We start from the raw sequence: 18,566 nt of genomic DNA on the forward strand, positions 1-18,566 counted from the left end.
AATTGTTTGGAATCATTCTAGACTTTAATGGTCATGTTTATATCATTGCGGGAGGAACGCAACCGCTGCGGGGGTTCAGCGGTTGCGGCAAACGGGCGCATGATGCGCGGAGGGAGAGGGGGATCGCATATCACACGCCCGCTGCTGGGGGATCGTGTTCCTTCAACGTTGGGTTCGCAAAGGGTGATATGCCGGTCAGTGCCCGGAATGTTCGTCCTTTTTCCCGTTCTGCGCGGTTACCGGGAAATCGATCGTGACCTTGCCGGCCTTTTCGAATTCGAGGGTCACCGGCACGGTCTCGCCTTCCTTGTATGGCTTCTCCGGCTGGATGAACATGAGGTGATATCCGCCTGACTTCAGCTCGACCTTTTCGCCTGCCGGAATGTCCAGTCCGCCTTCCAGCGGGCGCATCTTCATCACATCGTTCTGCATCGACATTTCATGGATTTCGACGCGCTTCACGCCATCGGTGGTGACGGCAACCAGCTTGTCGGCGTCCTTGCCGTCATTGGCGATGGTGAGAAACCCGCCCGCGACCTTGGCGCCGGGAACCATGGCGCGCACCGATGGGCCGGTGATGGACAGGTCGCCGAGTTTCGTCGGCATGTCCATCGCCGCATGGTCCATCTTGCCCATCTTGTCATGTTGGCCATGCTCGCCATGGCCGTCAGCATCAGCGGCCTTCACCAGCACTTGCGGCGCGGGATGCTCAAGATCATGCGGGTTCTGGCCTTCCTTGGCCACTTCCGTCCAGGCGACCGAAGCTGCACTTCCGCAAAGCTGCGTCACCGGGAAGGAGAGGGTGGTGTCCTTGTCGAATTTGGCGAGCTGGCCGACGACGGTGAACTCGTCATAGAAATCGTTCGGCAGATCGCCGCCGGTAAAGCGGACTTCCTTCACGCCCGAGGTCACGTCTTTGCCGTGCACCTTGTAGCTCTGCGCATAATCGCCCTTGACGGTTTCGATCTTCCAGCCGGGCTTCACCTGCGGCTGGGCCGAGAGGAAGCCTTCCGGCAGTTCCACCCGAACCTCGGTCGTGGCCATGCCGTCGCAGCCATGCGGCACGCGGAAGGTCGCCTTGTAGAAGCTGCCTGCCCTGGCTTCGCTTTGGTCGAGCGAGGAATGGGCCTGGGCCAGACCTGCGGAAGCGCACAGCGCGGCAAGCGAAATTGCGGAGGCGAAAAGACGATGGTTTTTCATTGTTTCAAACCTGAATAATCATTGGTAGGCACGCCGAAACAGGGTTCGGGCGCATTCATTCCAGAATGCTGGGATGCATTCTCTCAAACGATCATATTCAGGCGAGAGGCGGCGCTTGCGGCGGGGCCGATGGCGGGTAGGTGCTGTGCCGCAGGATCGGCTGTGGCGGCACGATGCCGTTGGCCATGGCGATATGCGGGGCGGCGCCGGTGGAACCGGCTGGCGCGGGGCACAGGAAGGCGGACGAAATCCGGCAGGCTTCGCAACTATTGTTGCTAAAATGCTTGTCATGATCCTGCTGGCTCGGATCGGAGCCATGGTCGCCGATGCACAGCACCGGATAGCTGCCATCCGGCAACTGGTACTGGGCCAGCAGGTAGCTGTCGGGCGCATTGAGGTCGACGGGCTTGTGCGCAAAGGCGACGAACATCAGGGCGATTACGCTGAGGATGCGTATCGCCAGAGACATCCGATATTGGCCGATGCTCGTTTTCACTCAAAGCTTCTCCATGCAAGCCGAGTTTACCTAGCCCATGCGGGCCGTCTTTGCCAAGCATCAAACAGAACCGGCGCGAATTGGTCGCGCCGGCGGCTTTCCCGGTCGGGCAGAAACGGGGCGGATCAGATCGCCCGCTTCTTCATCTGTTCGGCGATATAGTCTGCCTGACGGATGGCGAGCGCCACGATGGTGAGCGTCGGGTTTTCCGCCCCGCCGGTGGTGAACTGGCTGCCGTCGGAAACGAACAGGTTCTTGATATCGTGCGTCTGCCCGTGCTTGTTCACCACGCCATCCTGCGGCTTTGCGCTCATCCGGTTGGTGCCCAGATTATGCGTTGAGGGATAGGGCGGCGTCGGGAAGGTGCGGATCGCGCCGACAGCCTCATAAAGCGCCTTGCCCTGCGCATAGGCGTGGTTGCGCATGGCGATATCGTTCGCATGGTCGTCATAATAGACATCGGGAACCGGCAGGCCGTGTTCGTCCTTCACGTCCTTGCTGAGCGTGATGCGGTTTTTCTCCTGCGGCATGTCTTCGCCGACGATCCACAGGCCCGCCATGTTGACATAATCGTCAAGCGCCGAGGTGAAGCCGCGCCCCCAGCCGCCCGGATTGAGGAAGGCAGCCATGAAGGGCAGGCCGAGCGAGATGGTTTCCATCTCATAGCCGCCGACGAAACCGCGTTTCGGATTATGGGCGGCCTCGTCGCGGATGATGCCTGCCATCGTCGTGCCGCGATACATGTGCACCGGCTTTTCAAACGAGGCATAGACCGAGCCGGTGGTGTGGCGCATATAGTTGCGCCCCACCTGTCCCGATGAATTGGCAAGGCCGTCCGGGAATTTCGACGAGGCCGAGTTGAGCAGCAGGCGCGGGCTTTCAATCGAATTGCCCGCCACGCAGACCACGCGCGCCTTCTGGAAATGCTGCTTGCCGTCCTTGTCGGCATAGAGCACGCCCGTCACCTTGCCCGCCGCATTGTGCTCGATCTTCAGCGCCGTGCATTCGGGGCGAACTTCCAGCCTGCCGGTTTCCTCGCCCTTCGGGATTTCCGTATAGAGCGTCGACCATTTCGCGCCCCATTTGCAGCCCTGGAAGCAGAAGCCGGTCTGCTGGCAGCCCATGCGGTCGTCGCGCGGCGCGGAGTTGATCGCCATGCGGCCCGTATGGCATTCCTTGTAGCCGAGCTTGTCGGCACCGGCCTTCAGGACCTTGAAATTATTGTTGCCGGGCAGGCCCTCGATCCCGTTGGTGCGGGTAACGCCCATCTTGTCCTCGGCCCTGGCGTAATAGGGCTCCAGATCGGCGAGCGTGATCGGCCAGTCGAGCAGGTTCGCCCCCTCGATCTTGCCGTAATGAGTGAGCGTCTGGAACTCGTAGTCCTGAAAACGCAGCGATGCGCCCGCCCAGTGCGTGGTGGTGCCGCCAACCGCCTTCACGATCCAGGCGGGCAGGCTGGGAAAATCGTGCGACACGCGCCAGCTTCCCGACGTGGTGCGCTTGTCGAGCCAGGCGAGCTGCGCGAAACTGTCCCATTCGTCATTGATGAAATCTTCGAATTCGTGGCGTTTTCCCGCTTCCAGAATAACGACATCGATGCCTTTCTGGGCCAGTTCGTTGCCGAGCGTGCCGCCGCCAGCGCCCGAGCCGATGATGACGACGACCTTGTCGTCCTTGAGATCATATGGAGCAGCCATTGTTTCCTCCCAATGCTTTCCCGTTTCCGCAAGCAAGGCGCTTGCAGGACGGGGATGCCGCTTTGTAACTGGTGCATTTTTAGCGCCGGGGCGCTTACAGCCATTCGATATCGTCGAAGCCGCGCTGGATGTAGCCGCCCTTGGTATAGGCCTCGCCCTCGTAGCCGAAGAGCGGCCAGATTTCCTTCTGGTTATAAAGGCCGGTCACAAGCCCGCTTCGCACCTTCTGGAAGAAGGGGCTTTTCTCGATATCGCGCAGGATGGCGACGCGCTCTTCCTCCCAGCCAAGCCCCAGATAGCCTCCGGCTCCGGCCCGCTTGTCCAGATCGGCAACACCGTCCTCGATCAGCTTCTTCAGCGTCTCGTCCTTGGCGGAATCCGCGTCATAGGGTTTGACGGCGATGGCGTAGAAACGGTCGGGCAGCTTGTCGTGCGGGTAGATGTCGCGTGCGAGCTGGATCAGGGTCGCCATGGTTTCGGGCTTGAGCGTGGTGGTCTCAAGCGCCCATGCGAATTGCGGGCAGATAACGGCATTGCCGCTGACGACCAGCATGGCGCCGAGGCTGAGCCCCGCGCCGCGCTTGAGAATGTCGCGGCGCGACAGCGTCTTTTTCTCCCGGCTGGAAAGACCGTCGAAAACGGTTGTCATTCGGTTCTCCTCCATTGCTTACCCGTCCGGAATGGGCGGGCTGGCTGTGCGTTCCCGGAGATTTTCACCACCGGGAGCGCTGGCATTTGCGTCCATCACAGCCTCTCCTCCAGGCCGTGAAAGACGATCGGGCGGGCCTACTGGTAGCGGCCGCCGCGCTGCAGAACTTCGATCTTGTAGCCGTCCGGATCTTCCGCGAAGAAGAAGCGGGCAAGCTGCACGCCGTTGTTCTTGAAATCGACGAGCTTGCCGACCTTGAAGCCGAGTTCCGTGAAGCGGGCATGTTCGGCATCGACGTCATCGACCACGACGGCGAGATGGCCGTAGCCGTCGCCCAGATTGTAAGGCTCGGTGCGGCCCTTGTTGACTGTCAGCTCGACTTCGAAGTCGACTTCGGCATTGCGCAGATAGATCAGCGTGAAGGTTTCGAAATCGATGCGCTCGGCGATATCGAGGCCAAAAGCCTGTTTGTAGAAGGAAACGGATTTTTCCTCGTCGAGAACACGGATCATCGAATGAATGGCTTTGGCCACAGGCTACTCCTGTTTCTTTGCCGCTTCGTCAAAAGCGGCTTGCGATTGTCTTGCTGGTTGTCGATTATGGTAGAAAAAACTGCGGCGTGGTGGCAATCGGCTACCACAGCCAAGTTCGTGCTCTTAAAGAACGGAGGAGCCCATGTGCAAGGTTTTCGCCGAGCAGGACCCGGAAGGCTACCGGCAGATCAATCGCTCCGTGCGCATAGGCGGCCATTCCACCAGCATTCAGCTGGAGGCCACCTTCTGGCGCCTGCTGGACGAGATCGCGGCCAGCCAGAACCTGACGACGCCCCGCTTCATATCCACGCTCTACGATGAAGCGCTGGAGGCCAATGGCGCGATCCCCAACTTCGCCTCCATGCTGCGCACGACCTGCGCGCTTTACCTCATGGGCCATCGCCCCGAGGCTGCCGTCTGCGAGAAGGCCGCTTGAAACAAGCCCGGGTGGGCATTGGCCTTTTGATGAAAAGGGCATAAGGAATAAGGGAATAGGGCAATAAGGCAGTAGGGCAATATGTTCCATACATACTCCCTTACTCCCCTATTCCCTTACTGCCTTCATTAAAGGAATCGAAATGGCAAGCGTAACACGCGAACAGGTTCAGGAGCGGCTGAGGGCCGTGACGGGACCGGATTTCGAAAGCGATGTTGTGTCGCTCGGTCTGGTGTCGGATATCTTCATTGCCGACGGCAAGGTCTTCTTCTCCATCACGGTTCCTGCCGAGCGCGCCGACGCGCTGGAACCGATGCGGCTTGCCGCTGAAAAGGCCGTGAAGGAAATTCCGGGCGTCACCGGCGCGCTGGTCACGCTCACGGCGGAAAAGAAGGGCGGGCGCACCAGCGACGATGCGCCGCCGCCGCCAAAGCCGCAATCGGCACCCCGCCCCGTCGCGGTTTCGGGACAGGGCAAGCATGGACATGCACCCCAGCCGCGCCCGGCGGCAAAACCCGGTATTCCGGGCGTCGGCGCGATCATCGCCGTCGCATCGGGCAAGGGCGGCGTCGGCAAATCCACCACGGCGGTCAATCTGGCGCTCGGCCTTGCCGCCAACGGGCTGAAGGTCGGCATTCTCGACGCCGATATTTACGGGCCGTCCATGCCGCGCCTGCTTGGCCTTTCCGGCCGTCCGGAAACGATCGAGGGCCGCACGCTGAAGCCGATGGAAAACTACGGCGTCAAGGTCATGTCCATGGGCTTCATGGTCGATGAGGAAACGCCGATGATCTGGCGCGGGCCGATGGTCATGTCGGCGCTGACGCAGATGCTGCGCGAAGTGGCCTGGGGCGAGCTTGACGTTCTGGTGGTCGACATGCCGCCCGGCACCGGCGACGCGCAGCTTACCATGGCGCAGCAGGTGCCGCTGGCGGGTGCAGTCGTGGTTTCGACACCGCAGGACCTGGCGCTGATCGATGCACGCAAGGGCTTGAACATGTTCCGCAAGGTGGATGTGCCGCTTCTCGGCATCGTCGAGAATATGAGCTATTTCATCGCGCCCGACACCGGCGCTCGCTACGATATTTTCGGCAATGGCGGCGCCCGCCGGGAGGCGGAACGTCTCGACGTGCCGTTCCTCGGCGAAGTGCCGCTGCATATGGATGTGCGCGCCTATTCGGATGCCGGAACGCCGATCACCGTCAAGGACCCGGAGAGCGAACACGCGAAAATCTATCGCGAGATTGCCCGCAAAGTCTGGGACAACATGAAGGGCGGCAAGGGCGCTCGTGCAGCGCCGGCGATTGTCTTTGAATAGGGGGTTAAGGCAGTAGGGCAGTAGGGGAGTAAGTGAAGAAAGGGATTGATAGGCGTGTCCGCGTCAATCAGCCTATTCCCCTATTCCCCTATTCCCCTATTCCCCTATTCCCCTATTCCCCTAGGTAATGACCGACGGCGCGTCACGTCCGCTGCGCTTCTTCACTTCCGCGATCTGTTCTGCCGCTTCGATATAGGGAGCCAGCGTTTCCTGCGTGTCGAGATTGTGCTTCGCGGTATCCGCCTCATAGCGTTCGATATAGATGCGGATGGTAGCGCCCGACGTACCCGTGCCGGACAGGCGCAGCACCACGCGGCCACCTTCGGGGAAATAAATGCGGATGCCCTGATGTTCGCTCACCGAGCCGTCGACCGGGTCGCGATAGGCGAAGTCGTCGGCCTTCTCGATCGTGAGGCCGTTGACGGTCGTGCCGGGCAGGGCTGCAAGCTTGCCGCGCAGATCGGCAACCAGTTGCTTTGCGATATCCGAATCGACCGCTTCATAGTCGTGGCGGGTGTAATAGTTGCGCCCGAAGCGCGCCCAATGTTCCTCGACGATATCCTTCACGCTCTGCTTGCGCACCGCCAGGATATTGAGCCACAGCAGCACGGCCCACAGGCCGTCCTTCTCGCGCACATGGTCGGAGCCGGTGCCGGAGCTTTCCTCGCCGCAAATCGTCACCTTGCCATTGTCGAGCAGATTGCCGAAGAACTTCCAGCCGGTCGGCGTTTCAAACATGCCGATGCCAAGCTTTTCCGCCACGCGGTCGGCGGCTGCACTTGTCGGCATGGAGCGTGCAATGCCCTTGATGCCGTCCTTGTAGCCCGGCGCCAGATGCGCATTGGCGGCAAGCATGGCAAGCGAATCGGATGGCGTGACGAAGATCCCGCGCCCGATGATGAGATTGCGGTCGCCGTCGCCATCGGAAGCCGCGCCGAAATCCGGCGCATTATCGGACATCAGCAGATCGTAGAGGTCCTTGGCGTAAACGAGGTTCGGGTCCGGGTGATGGCCGCCGAAATCCGGCAGCGGCACGAAATTGACCACGCTGCCCTCCGGCGCGCCAAGCCGCTTCTCGAAGATTTCCTTGGCATAAGGCCCGGTCACGGCATGCATCGCGTCGAACTTCATGCGGAACCCGCCCTTGATCATGGCGCGGATGGCATCGAAGTCGAACAGGCTTTCCATCAGTTCGGCATAGTCGGTGACGGGATCGAAAATGACGACCTCGGTATCGCCGATCCGGGTGGTGCCGATCCTGTCGATATCGACGTCCGCCACATCGGCAATTTTATATTGGTCGATCACTTTTGAGCGGGCGAAGATCGCCTCGGTGATCTTTTCCGGCGCAGGCCCGCCATTGCCGATATTGTACTTGATGCCGAAATCTTCATTCGGACCGCCGGGATTGTGGCTGGCCGAAAGCACCATGCCGCCAAAAGCCTTGTATTTGCGGATCATGTTGGAGGCGGCAGGCGTGGAAAGAATGCCGCCCTGACCCACCATGATGCGGCCAAAGCCGTTGGCGGCGGCGATCTTGATGAGCTTCTGGATCACTTCGCGATTGTAATAGCGTCCGTCGCCGCCGACCACGAGCGTCTTGCCGGCAAAGCCTTCCAGCACATCGAAAACCGACTGGATGAAGTTTTCAGCATAGTTCTGCTGCTGGAACACCGGAACCTTCTTGCGCAGGCCCGAAGTGCCCGGCTGCTGGTCCTGGTATGGCGTGGTCGCGATTGTCGTTACGGTCATGTTTTTCCCGGTTGATTCAATCAGTTGGTACAATACACCTTGTCGGCATTTGCGGTCATTGCAAGACAACATAGGCAGTTTCAGGAAAAGTGCGAAGCGGTTTTCCGTGCGAAACTGCGTGGAAACAAACAGATAGAACGGTTTTAAGACCGTTCTATATCAAACTTATTGATTGAAAATAACAAAGCGTGTGTTTGTCGCTGGCCATGCTACAAATTCCGTCATGACCGACAATGCTCGCCCCATCAATGGCCCGCGCGATCAGATGCGGCTGAAACGCGACGACGCTACCGGCCTCGAAGCCGTGGCGGCGCGCTTTCACAGCCACGCCTATGACATGCATTTTCATGACGAATGGCTCGTCGGCGTGACCCATGCGGGCGTGCAGGATTTTTTCTGCCGGGGCAGGCGGCGGCAAAGCACGCCGGGGCGAGTGATTCTCATCGAGCCCGGCGAACGCCATGACGGGCAGGCGGTCGCGGCGGACGGTTTTGCCTATAACATGCTCTATTTGCCGCAATCGCTGATCCGCGATGCGATGGGCGGCAGTGATGCCCATATCGGTTTTCGCGACACGCTGGCCGATGACGAAGAACTGTTCCGTGCGGTCGCCCGCGCCTGCGAGGCGATCTTCCTCGAAGCGCCGCGCCTGATGATCGAGGACAGCCGCGATAAGGTGACGAACCATCTGGCCCGGCATCTGGGGCAGGACGCGGCAGAAAAAGGGGCGGCTCCGCATCCGGTCGCAGCACGCACGATGGAGTATCTGCGGGCGCGTTTCGACGAGGAATTCGGCCTCGATGAACTGGCGGAAGCCGTGGGAGCCGCCGACCGTTTCCAGCTTTCACGCGGGTTCCGGCGCGCCTACGGCACCTCGCCGCATGCCTGTCTGGTGCAGTTGCGCCTTGCCGAAGCCCGTCGCCTGCTGCGCGAAAAAGTGCCGCCGGCGGAGGCCGCGGCACTCAGCGGCTTTGCCGACCAGAGCCATATGGGGCGCTGGTTCCGCCGCGCCTATGGCATGACGCCTGCTGCCTATCGCCGGGGGCGCACAAACGTTCCAGAAATTGCAGCCGCAAAGGGCTAGTTCTGTCCTCGAACAGAGGAAGAACCGATGATTTTCGATACCAAAGTAGCCATTCTTGTCCTGCACGATCTGCCTGTGTGGCAGAAGCTGAACGTGACCGCCTTCATCGCGACCGGCATATCCGGCGCGGTTCCGCACGCCATGGGCGACCCTTATGAGGATGCGGCAGGCCGCAAGCATGCGCGTCTGCTCGGCCAGCCGATGCTGATCTTCTCGGCCACGCCGGAGGTGCTGCAACGGGCTTGGCAGCAGTCGATCCAGCGCGATCTCATCCGTGCGCCCTATGTGCGCGCCATGTTCGAGACCGGGCACGACGTCGCCAACCGTGCCGTGTTCAAGGCCGAAAATGCCGACGCGCCCGATCTGGTCGGCCTTGCGCTTCATGGTCCAAAGAAGGACATCGACAAGGCGATCAAGGGAGTGAGGCTACAATGACGAATTAGCTTGAGGTTCGGCGTGAGGGTATTTTCCTGCTGAACAGGAGAAGCGACCGCATGGAGTTGTTCCTCCATAAGGGAGTTTCGACGCATTCAGCGGGAAAATACACCACGTCGCTTCGCGATATGACGAAAATGCTCCATCTCTGCGTCGCGATACCTCGATGGGGGAATAACCCCATCTTCGGTTCCGCTCCTAAAGCTGAACCATTTTCGTCCATACCGAACCATAAGTTAATTCGTCATTGTAGCCTAACCTGCATCCTTGAACAGCACGCTCTGGTCGAACAGGTAGCGGTTGGAAAGCGGCAGGCTTGCCGCACCCATCGCCTTGGCATGGACACCAACCTTGCCCTCGATGATCTCCGGCGCCCGCAGCCCCTGCAAGTCGAGGCATGAAAGCTCGACGCGGGTTGCTTCCACGATGCGGTGGCGCACATTACCCGGCAGCCAGCCGTCGATGACGGCGGCGGGAAAGTCGATGACGGAAGCAGCCGCTACCGCAGCATGGGCCAGCCCGCGTGCGGCAAGCGCCACCCATTCGTCGAGCGGCGTGCCGAAATTGCGCCAGTTTTCCGGCGAAAGCCACAGATCGTCGGACGGCAGGTTGCGCTCCTGCAACATGCGTTCGAGGACGAACAGCGAGGCCGTGTCGATAAGCTGCAAGGTCTCGCCGTGCTCCCACGTGCCGCGCATGCGCATCGGCATGGAGCCGAGCGCGCCCGCATTGCCGGTGCGTCCGGGATAGAGCGTGTTGTTCAGCACCACGCCGCCGCCGATGAACGAGCCGATAAAGAAATAGACGAAATCGGTAAATTCAGGTCCGCGGCCAAAGGTCAGTTCCGCGCCGCAAGCCGCCGTTCCGTCATTCTGGATGAAGACCGGAAACGAGAATGCATGGGCGAAATCGCTGACCAGATCGGCGCCGAGCCAGGCATCCAGGTCTTCGGCTGGCGCGCCCACTTCCTCGACCCAGTTCCACAATTCGAAGGGCAGGGCGACGCCAAGCCCGGCGATGCGGTCGCGCTTGGCCGGTTCGAGCGCGGCAATGAAGGCGTTGACGCTATCGAGGGTAAAGCTTCGGATTTCATCGGGCACTGGCCAGCGATAGGTGATGTGCCGCCGCTCGCGGATCGCCCCCAGAAAATCCATCAGGATGATTTCCGCGCTGCGCCGCCCGATCTTGAGGCCGAAGGAGAAAACCCCGTCGGCGGCAAGGCGCATCGGCATGGAAGGCTGGCCGACACGGCCGCGCACCCGTTCACCCTGCGTGATGAGGCCGTCTTTTTCCAGCGCGCGGATGATGACGGAAACTGTCTGCGCCGAAAGCCCGGTCAGGCGCGCAATGTCGGCGCGGGCAAGCGCGCCGTGCCTGCGCACCAGCGCCAGAACCAGCCGCTCATTATAGGCGCGCACGCCGATCTGGTTGGAACCGCGATTGACGCTCGCGCCCGGCCCGGCGAATTGCAGCATGGCGGGACCCGGAGTACCGGAAAGAGTGCCGGAAAGCGTGCCGGAAACTGTACCGGGAACTGTACCGGAAAGCGTGACGGAAACTGTACCGGGAACGGTATCGGCTGATCCGCTGTCCGGCTCGCGTTCAACTTTATGCCTGACCATAGCCTCTCCCAGATTCCTGCCCATGGAGTGCAATCGGAATGCGGCCATGGCGTGCGCGGGAATTCCTAAACCAAACCTCGAAGGAGAAAAACCCCTATTGTGCCGTACATCAAATAAAAACAATCGCTTAAGATAGGTCCGGGATGAAGTGACAGCCTGTCGCCTGCCTCCTCGATCCTCTCTCCTCTGCCTGCCAGAGTGACACAGCATATTAATAAATCAAGTGGATTTATTAATTGACTCTGTTTTAAAGCCGTGTTTTGCTTCACCCATGCCGGGGGAACAGGAACCGGTTTCAATCTGGGAGGAGTCCATGAAGAAGACAGTTCTGTCGGCAGCCTTTGCTGCCTTCGCGCTTGGCGCTGCCGCCATTCCATTGAGCGCGGCCAATGCCGCCGATGTCGGCGCGTGCCTCATCACCAAGACCGACACCAACCCGTTCTTCGTCAAGATGAAGGAAGGCGCCATCGCCAAGGCCAAGGAGCTGGGCGTCAATCTCAAGACCTATGCGGGCAAGATCGACGGCGATTCCGAAAGCCAGGTCGCGGCCATTGAAACCTGCATCGCCGATGGCGCCAAGGGCATTCTCATCACCGCTTCCGACACCAAGGGCATCGTGCCGTCGCTGCAAAAGGCGCGTGAGGCGGGCATGCTCATCATCGCGCTCGACACGCCGCTTGAGCCTGCCGATGCGGCGGACGCAACCTTTGCCACCGACAATTTCCTGGCTGGTGAGCTGGTCGGCAAATGGGCGGCGGCGACGCTTGGCGACAAGGCCAAGGACGCGCATGTGGCCTTCCTCAACCTCACCGCATCGCAGCCGAGCGTCGACGTTCTGCGCGACCAGGGCTTTGCCACCGGCTTCGGCATCGATCCGAAGGACAAGACCAAGCTGGGCGACGAGGATGATCCGCGCATTGCCGGTCGCGATCTGACCGACGGCAATGAGGAAGGCGGACGCCGCGCGATGGAAAACCTTCTCCAGAAGGACCCGAACATCAATGTCGTCCACACCATCAACGAACCGGCTGCCGCCGGTGCCTATGAGGCGCTGAAGGCCGTGGGCCGCGAAAAGGATGTGCTGATCGTTTCCATCGATGGCGGCTGCCCCGGCGTGAAGAATGTCGAGGCTGGCGTGATCGGCGCGACCTCGCAGCAATATCCGTTGCAGATGGCCGCACTCGGCATCGAGGCGATCAAGAAGTTCGCCGATACCGGCGAAAAGCCGAAGCCGACCGAAGGCAAGGATTTTGTCGATACGGGCGTGTCGCTTGTCACCGACAAGCCGGTCGAAGGCGTTCCGTCCATCGACACCAAGACCGCGCTCGACAAGTGCTGGGGCTGATAGGCTCTTTGGGTTCAGGTCCGGCAGATCGCAAGATTTGCCGGTCCTTTCTGCGGGCAGGAGACAGAGATGAGTGAGCCACAGGCGGCTTCCGCTGCACAAAAACCGTCCATGCAGGACTATGAAAAGACGCTGTCGCAGAGCGCGGCGGAAGTTGCCTCCTTCGATGCGGGCGACCGGTCGCTGCTTTACCGGATACGCAGTTTCCTGCATCACAATCCCGCTGCCGTGCCGCTGATCGTGCTCGTCCTGTCGCTGCTGATCTTCGGCGTCACGCTGGGCGGCAAGTTCTTCTCCGCCTTCGCGCTGACGCTTATCTTGCAGCAGGTCGCCATCACCGGCATCGTCGCAGCCGCACAGACGCTGGTGATCCTCACCGCCGGTATCGACCTTTCGGTCGGCGCCATCATGGTGCTGTCCTCGGTGGTGATGGGCCAGTTCACCTTCCGCTACGGACTTCCCGCCGAGCTTGCCGTTCTCTGCGGCTTTGCCACCGGCGCGCTCTGCGGCTTCATCAACGGCTTTCTGGTGGCCTATGTGCGCCTGCCGCCCTTCATCGTGACGCTCGGCATGTGGCAGGTGATCCTCGCCACCAACTTCCTTTATTCGGCCAATGAGACCATCCGCGCGCAGGAAATCACGGCCGAAGCGCCGATCCTGCAATTTTTCGGCGAGAGCATCCGCATCGGCGGAGCGGTCTTCACCTATGGCGTCATCGCCATGGTGCTTCTGGTCCTGCTGCTCTGGTACGTGCTGAACCACACCGCCTGGGGACGGCATGTCTATGCCATCGGCGACGATCCGGAAGCGGCGCAGCTTTCCGGCGTGTCGGTCAAGCCTATCCTCATGTCGGTCTATGTGCTGGCCGGTATCATCTGCGCGCTTGCAGGCTGGGCGATGATCGGCCGTCTCGGCTCCGTTTCACCCACGGCGGGCCAGTTCGCCAATATCGAATCCATCACCGCCGTGGTGATCGGCGGGATATCGCTCTTCGGCGGGCGCGGCTCCATCCTCGGCACCATGTTCGGCGCGCTGATCGTCGGCGTGTTTTCGCTGGGCCTGCGCCTGTGGGGCACCGATCCGCAATGGACCTATCTCCTCATCGGCGTTCTCATCATTGCCGCCGTCGCCATCGACCAGTGGATCAGAAAGGCTGCCGCATGAAAACGAACACCACGCCTGTTCTGTCGGCCAAGGGGCTGGTCAAGCGCTATGGTCGCGTCACGGCTCTCGACCATGCCGATTTCGACCTCTATCCCGGCGAAATCCTCGCGGTCATCGGCGACAATGGCGCGGGCAAGTCCTCGCTCATCAAGGCGCTGTCCGGCGCGATCAGGCCGGACGAGGGAGAAATCCTGCTCGACGGCAAGCCCGTCAGCTTCCATTCGCCGATGGAAGCGCGGCAGGCTGGCATCGAGACGGTCTACCAGAACCTTGCTCTGTCGCCTGCGCTTTCCATCGCCGACAACCTGTTTCTGGGCCGCGAAATCCGCCGCAAGGGGCCGCTCGGCTCGCTGTTTCGCATGCTGGATCGCGGCGCGATGGAAAAGATCGCGCGGGAAAAACTGTCCGAACTGGGGCTGATGACCATCCAGAACATCGGCCAGGCGGTGGAAACCCTTTCGGGCGGCCAGCGTCAGGGCGTCGCGGTGGCGCGCGCTGCCGCCTTCGGCTCCAAGGTGGTCATCATGGACGAGCCGACGGCGGCGCTCGGCGTCAAGGAATCGCGCCGCGTGCTGGAGCTCATTCTGGACGTAAAGCGGCGCGGCATGCCCATCGTGCTCATTTCGCACAACATGCCGCATGTGTTCGAGGTCGCCGACCGCATCCATATTCACCGGCTCGGACGCCGCCTGACGGTCATCGACCCGAAGGAATATTCCATGTCGGACGCGGTCGCCCTGATGACCGGCGCGATGAGGCCGAAGGAAGCGGCTTGAGTTTCTGATAGGCTGACAGGACGAATCACGGAAACCGGACATGACGCCCATCGAGCGCGAGGCCCTGCCTTCGGAAATTCTTGCGCGGCTGGCGCAAACCGGCGACCGCCTGATCGTGGCCATTGCAGGCCCGCCGGGAGCCGGAAAATCCACCCTGTCCGACTATCTGCTCCATGCCATCAACAAGGGCGGTGAAACGCCGTCCATCGTCGTGCCCATGGACGGGTTTCACCTCGATGACGCCATTCTCGACAAGCGCGGATTGCTGAGCCGCAAGGGCTCGCCGCCGACCTTCGACTGCGCCGGGTTCGCGGCGTTGCTGCAACGGCTGAAACAGGCGAATGGCGAAGTCTTCATCCCGGTTTTCGACCGCTCGCTGGAGCTTTCCCGCGCCGCCGCATCCGCGGTCGGCCCGGAGCATCGCGTGCTTCTGGTCGAAGGCAATTACCTGCTGCTCGACCGGGAGCCGTGGGCGCAGCTTGCGCCCTTTTTCGACATGACGGTCTATCTGGACGTGCCTTTCGACGAGCTGGAGCGCCGCCTGACCGATCGCTGGCTCAGCTTCGGCTTCGATGCGGAAACGGCCCGGAACCGCGCCCTTTCCAACGATATTCCCAATGCCGAACTGGTGGTGGCGCAGTCGCGCACGGCGGATTTTGTCGTTAGATAGGGAATTGCGCCTTTCAAGGGTTGCGGCGATGCGCCTGCGTCTGCATGATGGCAGAAATCGCTTCATCAGTTTCCGACCGGAATAGTTCCCCATGACGACTTATGTTTTCGCGCCGCCCCCGCAGCCTTTTCTGCCTGTGAAGGGAACGGATGCGCGCTTTCCCGTGCACCGCATCTATTGCGTGGGCCAGAACTACGCCGATCACGCCATCGAAATGGGCGGAGACCCGACCCGCAATCCGCCTTTCTTCTTCCAGAAGAACCCCGACAATCTGGTGATCGAAGGCGGCGATTTCCCCTATCCGCCGAAGACCGAGGACGTGCATCACGAGATCGAGCTGGTGGTGGCGCTGAAGACCGACGGCACCGACATTGCGCTCGAAAAGGCGCTGGACCATGTTTATGGCTATGCCGTCGGCATCGACATGACGCGCCGCGATTTGCAGGCGGTGGCCAAGAAGGCTGGTCGCCCGTGGGAAGTGGCGAAGGCGTTCGAGCACTCCGCGCCCTGTTCGGCCATCGTGCCGGTATCGGAAATCGGCCACCCGCAAAAGGCCGCGATTTCGCTTTCCATCAATGGCGAGACGCGCCAGTCGGGCGACCTCAACCAGATGATCTGGAAAGTGGCGGAAACCATTGCCTACCTGTCGTCGCTCTTTGAGCTGCGCCCCGGCGATCTTATCTTTACGGGTACGCCTGCGGGCGTCGGCCCGGTGAAGCGCGGCGACCGTCTAGAAGGCAAGGTGGATGGCGTGGGGGAACTGTCCGTAACAGTCGTTTGAACAGCCGGAGGAGTATGAATGAGCATCTATCTTCCCGAGGACGTGCACGACGCTTTGGAGCGTTTCGTCGCTGAAAAACATCCCGGCCTGAACCAGACCGAGGCGGTGACGCTTATCCTGCGCAAATGGCTGGTGCGCGAGGGCTACCTCGCGGCGGAGCCGGAACACGGCACCCCGCCCGATGAACTGAACGCCACCAATGACGATTGAACAAGGCAGTAAGTGACTATGGCCAAACAGCCGCCGGAAGGAGCGGGCCGCAAGGCCGCGCTCGGGCGACGCCTTTTGATTCTGATGATTCTGGCAATTTTGCTCGTGATCGCGCTCGTCTGGACGAGCATTTATCTCTTCGATCCCAATGGCGGGTTGGACTTCGATGATCTTGCTATTTTTGCCTTGAATTTCAATGCGGTAGATATGGTGCTGCACCGCATCCTGTGAGTGCGTTAATATTTTTGTTACCATTTGAAATATTCATTTTGACCGCGCCCTGACGTTTAGCGCTTCCGTTTGCCGTCTTTTGCATGGTACATGATCCTCATCGACCGAAAGAATATTGACTGAAACGGGCGCTTTTCGACGCCTGTAAAGCCAAGAGGATCTGGATGGCATTCGAGGACATCAAGGCGGAAATTGCGCTGCTTTTCGAGCAAATGGTGAATCAGCCGCAAGACGCTCATGAAATCCGCGAAACGGTTCGCGAGAAGCTCAATGCGCTGCGCGCAAGCGGCTTGCCTCTGCCCGCCGATCTGGTCGAGCTTGAAAAACGCATCGAACAAGATTTCGATTCCTGAGAACGGGTCCGGTCAATGCGTCTCCAGCTTTCTTCTTCCGCTGCTATGGTCCGCAAGGGCATTCTGCTTCTGGGTTGCGCCGTGGCGCTCAGCGCCTGCAACACCACCGATAATGGCAAGCCGGTGAAAACCGCGCTGATCACGCAGACCGATACATCCGGCAAGACCGTCGCCGCCGCAGGCAGCGCCGCTGGCGCCACGGCAGATGCGGCCGCAGGCACGGCGACAGCCGATGCGGGCGCTGCTGCCGCCGCCGCCGGAACGCAGACGGTCGCGGCTGTGACCGATCCTTCCGATCCGGTGCTGCCCGCCGTCGTTCCCATTCCGGGCATTCGCGGCCAGTCCGAACCGATGATGGCCTATGCAGGCGCGCAGGCCGCAGCTTCGCCTGCTTCCGTTGCCGCTAATATGGCTTTCGAGACGCCGGACAGCGCGCCCAAGAATCTGGACTCGCTCATCACCAAATATTCCGTCGCCTATGATGTGCCCGAGCGTCTGGTGCGCCGGGTCGTGCACCGCGAAAGCCGGTTCAATCCGGGCGCGCGCAACGGACCCTATTGGGGTCTGATGCAGATCAGCCATCCCACCGCGCGCGGCATGGGCTATACGGGCGCGCCCAAGGGCCTGCTCGATGCGGAAACCAACCTGAAATATGCGGTTCGTTATCTGTCCGGCGCCTACAAGGTGGCGGGCGGCGACGAGAGCCAGGCGGTCCGCTATTATGCGCGCGGCTATTATTACGATGCCAAGCGCAAGGGATTGCTGCAGGAAACCGGCCTTGACGGCAGCTGGAAGCGCAGCGGCCCGACCCGTGAGGCAGCCGCTTCCATCGAGCCCGCTTCCTTGCCGGAAGGTGCCGCCGCACCGCTTCCAGGCGTGGCACCCATCCAGGCTTCCTACACGCCAGCGCAGTAAACTTGCTTGAACGAACTGTCATCTTGACGCTGCAATGTAATGGCAGTTTCCTGTTGAGAGCGCATCCCGAAAAGTGTGAAACGGTTTTCGGAAAAGATGCGCGTTAAAACAAAGGACCAGAGCGCCGATCTGATTCAATCAGTTCGAAACGCGCTCTGGAACCGACGACAGGGAAATTTCATGAATGTAAGACTGCCGCACCCCATCAAGTGGAAATATGACCGGGCCGAATTGTGGGCCGACGGCATCATCCATGTTCTGGGTGTGGGGCTGGCGCTTGGCGGTGCCATTGCCATGCTGGTCTATTTCCTGCCGAACATGCCGGCAGCGACCTCGATTTCATCCGGCGTCTACCTCGCGAGCCTTCTGGCGGCGCTCGGAATTTCGGCTGTCTACAATATCTGGCCGGTTTCCCCGACCAAATGGTTCCTGCGCCGGTTCGACCATTCGGCGATCTACCTCCTGATTGCCGGAACCTACACGCCTTTTGCCATGCATATGGGCGACCGCGCGCTGCCGCTGCTGCTGTTCGTGTGGGGCGTGGCTTTCGTCGGCATCATGTTGAAACTGTTCATGCCGGGGCGTTTCGACCGGCTGTCGATCCTGCTTTATCTGGCGCTCGGCTGGAGCGGGGTGATGGTCTATGACACCATGGTGCAGTCGCTGCCGCCTGCGGTCTTCTGGCTGATTGCGGCCGGTGGCATGGTCTATTCGCTGGGCGTGATCTTCCATGTCTGGGAGCGGCTGCGGTTCCAGAACGCCATCTGGCATGGCTTTGTCGTGGTTGGCGCGGCGCTGCATTATTGTGCCGTGTTTTTTGTCGGCGCATGGAACTGAAGCCCGCTCTATTTCGGCTCTGACGGCCTGCAAATGGCGCACTTCTGCGCTTCCGGTGCTCA

21 protein-coding genes and 1 pseudogene are annotated in these 18,566 nt (G+C 60.8%); 14 read left to right on the forward strand and 8 right to left on the reverse strand.

The window, feature by feature from the left end; all coding sequences use genetic code 11:
- Positions 1-195: 195 nt before the first annotated feature.
- The 5 genes from AC0TNJ_RS14355 to AC0TNJ_RS14375 form a co-directional block, all read right to left on the reverse strand.
- Positions 196-1,200: a DUF1775 domain-containing protein gene (locus AC0TNJ_RS14355; RefSeq protein WP_473771469.1), complete on the reverse strand. Its 1,005-nt coding sequence runs from the start codon at positions 1,198-1,200 to the stop codon at positions 196-198.
- Positions 1,201-1,297: 97 nt separating this feature from the next.
- A complete protein-coding gene (locus tag AC0TNJ_RS14360; protein ID WP_473771470.1) occupies positions 1,298-1,696 on the reverse strand; it encodes a hypothetical protein in 399 nt (132 codons plus the stop codon).
- Positions 1,697-1,821: 125 nt separating this feature from the next.
- Complete coding sequence (locus AC0TNJ_RS14365; protein ID WP_122002971.1) at positions 1,822-3,393, reverse strand: GMC family oxidoreductase; 1,572 nt, start codon at positions 3,391-3,393, stop codon at positions 1,822-1,824.
- A 94-nt stretch (positions 3,394-3,487) separates the two neighbouring features.
- Positions 3,488-4,042, reverse strand: a complete 555-nt coding sequence (locus AC0TNJ_RS14370) for a gluconate 2-dehydrogenase subunit 3 family protein (RefSeq protein ID WP_473771471.1) — start codon at positions 4,040-4,042, stop codon at positions 3,488-3,490.
- A 137-nt stretch (positions 4,043-4,179) separates the two neighbouring features.
- On the reverse strand, positions 4,180-4,575 hold the full coding sequence (locus AC0TNJ_RS14375) for a VOC family protein (protein WP_122002972.1): 396 nt from the start codon (positions 4,573-4,575) through the stop codon (positions 4,180-4,182).
- A gap of 142 nt (positions 4,576-4,717) precedes the next feature.
- Between AC0TNJ_RS14375 and AC0TNJ_RS14380 the strand changes: the two genes are divergently transcribed.
- The gene (locus AC0TNJ_RS14380; RefSeq protein WP_122002973.1) at positions 4,718-5,011 is read left to right on the forward strand and encodes a ribbon-helix-helix domain-containing protein; all 294 of its coding nucleotides are present in this window, start codon (positions 4,718-4,720) and stop codon (positions 5,009-5,011) included.
- A gap of 142 nt (positions 5,012-5,153) precedes the next feature.
- Positions 5,154-6,329, forward strand: coding sequence for an iron-sulfur cluster carrier protein ApbC (gene apbC, locus AC0TNJ_RS14385; protein WP_473771472.1), 1,176 nt, complete (start codon positions 5,154-5,156; stop codon positions 6,327-6,329).
- 120 nt (positions 6,330-6,449) lie between these two features.
- On the opposite strand, the gene AC0TNJ_RS14390 is transcribed toward apbC, so the two are convergent.
- On the reverse strand, positions 6,450-8,081 hold the full coding sequence (locus AC0TNJ_RS14390; RefSeq protein ID WP_473771473.1) for an alpha-D-glucose phosphate-specific phosphoglucomutase: 1,632 nt from the start codon (positions 8,079-8,081) through the stop codon (positions 6,450-6,452).
- A gap of 223 nt (positions 8,082-8,304) precedes the next feature.
- On the opposite strand from AC0TNJ_RS14390, the gene AC0TNJ_RS14395 reads away from it, so the two are divergent.
- Together AC0TNJ_RS14395 and AC0TNJ_RS14400 are read left to right on the forward strand one after the other, a co-directional pair.
- The gene (locus AC0TNJ_RS14395) at positions 8,305-9,165 is read left to right on the forward strand and encodes an AraC family transcriptional regulator (RefSeq protein WP_473771474.1); all 861 of its coding nucleotides are present in this window, start codon (positions 8,305-8,307) and stop codon (positions 9,163-9,165) included.
- Between the two features lie 27 nt (positions 9,166-9,192).
- The gene (locus AC0TNJ_RS14400) at positions 9,193-9,600 is read left to right on the forward strand and encodes a DUF2000 family protein (protein ID WP_473771475.1); all 408 of its coding nucleotides are present in this window, start codon (positions 9,193-9,195) and stop codon (positions 9,598-9,600) included.
- Here AC0TNJ_RS14400 and AC0TNJ_RS14405 read toward each other — a convergent pair.
- Positions 9,588-9,695, reverse strand: a pseudogene (locus AC0TNJ_RS14405) (PaaI family thioesterase); the annotation flags it as partial. The gene AC0TNJ_RS14400 and the pseudogene AC0TNJ_RS14405 sit on opposite strands and share 13 nt — an antisense overlap.
- A 159-nt stretch (positions 9,696-9,854) precedes the next feature.
- Entirely contained in the window at positions 9,855-11,222 is a 1,368-nt protein-coding gene (locus AC0TNJ_RS14410; protein ID WP_473771476.1) for an ROK family transcriptional regulator, read from the reverse strand.
- A gap of 313 nt (positions 11,223-11,535) precedes the next feature.
- Here AC0TNJ_RS14410 and AC0TNJ_RS14415 point away from each other — a divergent pair, with 313 nt between their 5' ends.
- From AC0TNJ_RS14415 to trhA, 10 genes are all read left to right on the forward strand, one after another.
- Positions 11,536-12,567, forward strand: coding sequence for a substrate-binding domain-containing protein (locus AC0TNJ_RS14415; protein WP_473767419.1), 1,032 nt, complete (start codon positions 11,536-11,538; stop codon positions 12,565-12,567).
- 69 nt (positions 12,568-12,636) lie between these two features.
- Positions 12,637-13,731, forward strand: a complete 1,095-nt coding sequence (locus tag AC0TNJ_RS14420; protein ID WP_122002979.1) for an ABC transporter permease — start codon at positions 12,637-12,639, stop codon at positions 13,729-13,731.
- Positions 13,728-14,507 (forward strand): ATP-binding cassette domain-containing protein, encoded by a 780-nt coding sequence (locus AC0TNJ_RS14425; protein WP_122002980.1) that lies wholly within the window; start codon positions 13,728-13,730, stop codon positions 14,505-14,507. The genes AC0TNJ_RS14420 and AC0TNJ_RS14425 overlap by 4 nt, the downstream gene beginning before the upstream one ends.
- A 40-nt stretch (positions 14,508-14,547) precedes the next feature.
- Positions 14,548-15,177, forward strand: coding sequence for a nucleoside/nucleotide kinase family protein (locus AC0TNJ_RS14430; RefSeq protein ID WP_473771477.1), 630 nt, complete (start codon positions 14,548-14,550; stop codon positions 15,175-15,177).
- Between the two features lie 91 nt (positions 15,178-15,268).
- Positions 15,269-15,958: a fumarylacetoacetate hydrolase family protein gene (locus AC0TNJ_RS14435; protein WP_473771478.1), complete on the forward strand. Its 690-nt coding sequence runs from the start codon at positions 15,269-15,271 to the stop codon at positions 15,956-15,958.
- Between the two features lie 18 nt (positions 15,959-15,976).
- Positions 15,977-16,168 carry a ribbon-helix-helix domain-containing protein gene (locus AC0TNJ_RS14440; RefSeq protein WP_121981378.1) on the forward strand — a complete coding sequence of 64 codons (192 nt, stop codon included), beginning with the start codon at positions 15,977-15,979 and terminating at the stop codon, positions 16,166-16,168.
- Between the two features lie 18 nt (positions 16,169-16,186).
- Entirely contained in the window at positions 16,187-16,399 is a 213-nt protein-coding gene (locus AC0TNJ_RS14445) for a hypothetical protein (protein ID WP_122002983.1), read from the forward strand.
- Between the two features lie 164 nt (positions 16,400-16,563).
- Positions 16,564-16,752, forward strand: coding sequence for a hypothetical protein (locus tag AC0TNJ_RS14450; RefSeq protein ID WP_006472952.1), 189 nt, complete (start codon positions 16,564-16,566; stop codon positions 16,750-16,752).
- Positions 16,753-16,767: 15 nt separating this feature from the next.
- Positions 16,768-17,667: a transglycosylase SLT domain-containing protein gene (locus AC0TNJ_RS14455; protein ID WP_473771479.1), complete on the forward strand. Its 900-nt coding sequence runs from the start codon at positions 16,768-16,770 to the stop codon at positions 17,665-17,667.
- A gap of 180 nt (positions 17,668-17,847) precedes the next feature.
- Positions 17,848-18,504, forward strand: a complete 657-nt coding sequence (trhA, locus tag AC0TNJ_RS14460; protein ID WP_122002985.1) for a PAQR family membrane homeostasis protein TrhA — start codon at positions 17,848-17,850, stop codon at positions 18,502-18,504.
- Positions 18,505-18,566: the final 62 nt, after the last annotated feature.

Source organism: Ochrobactrum sp. PL_is483 (genome assembly GCF_055816855.1).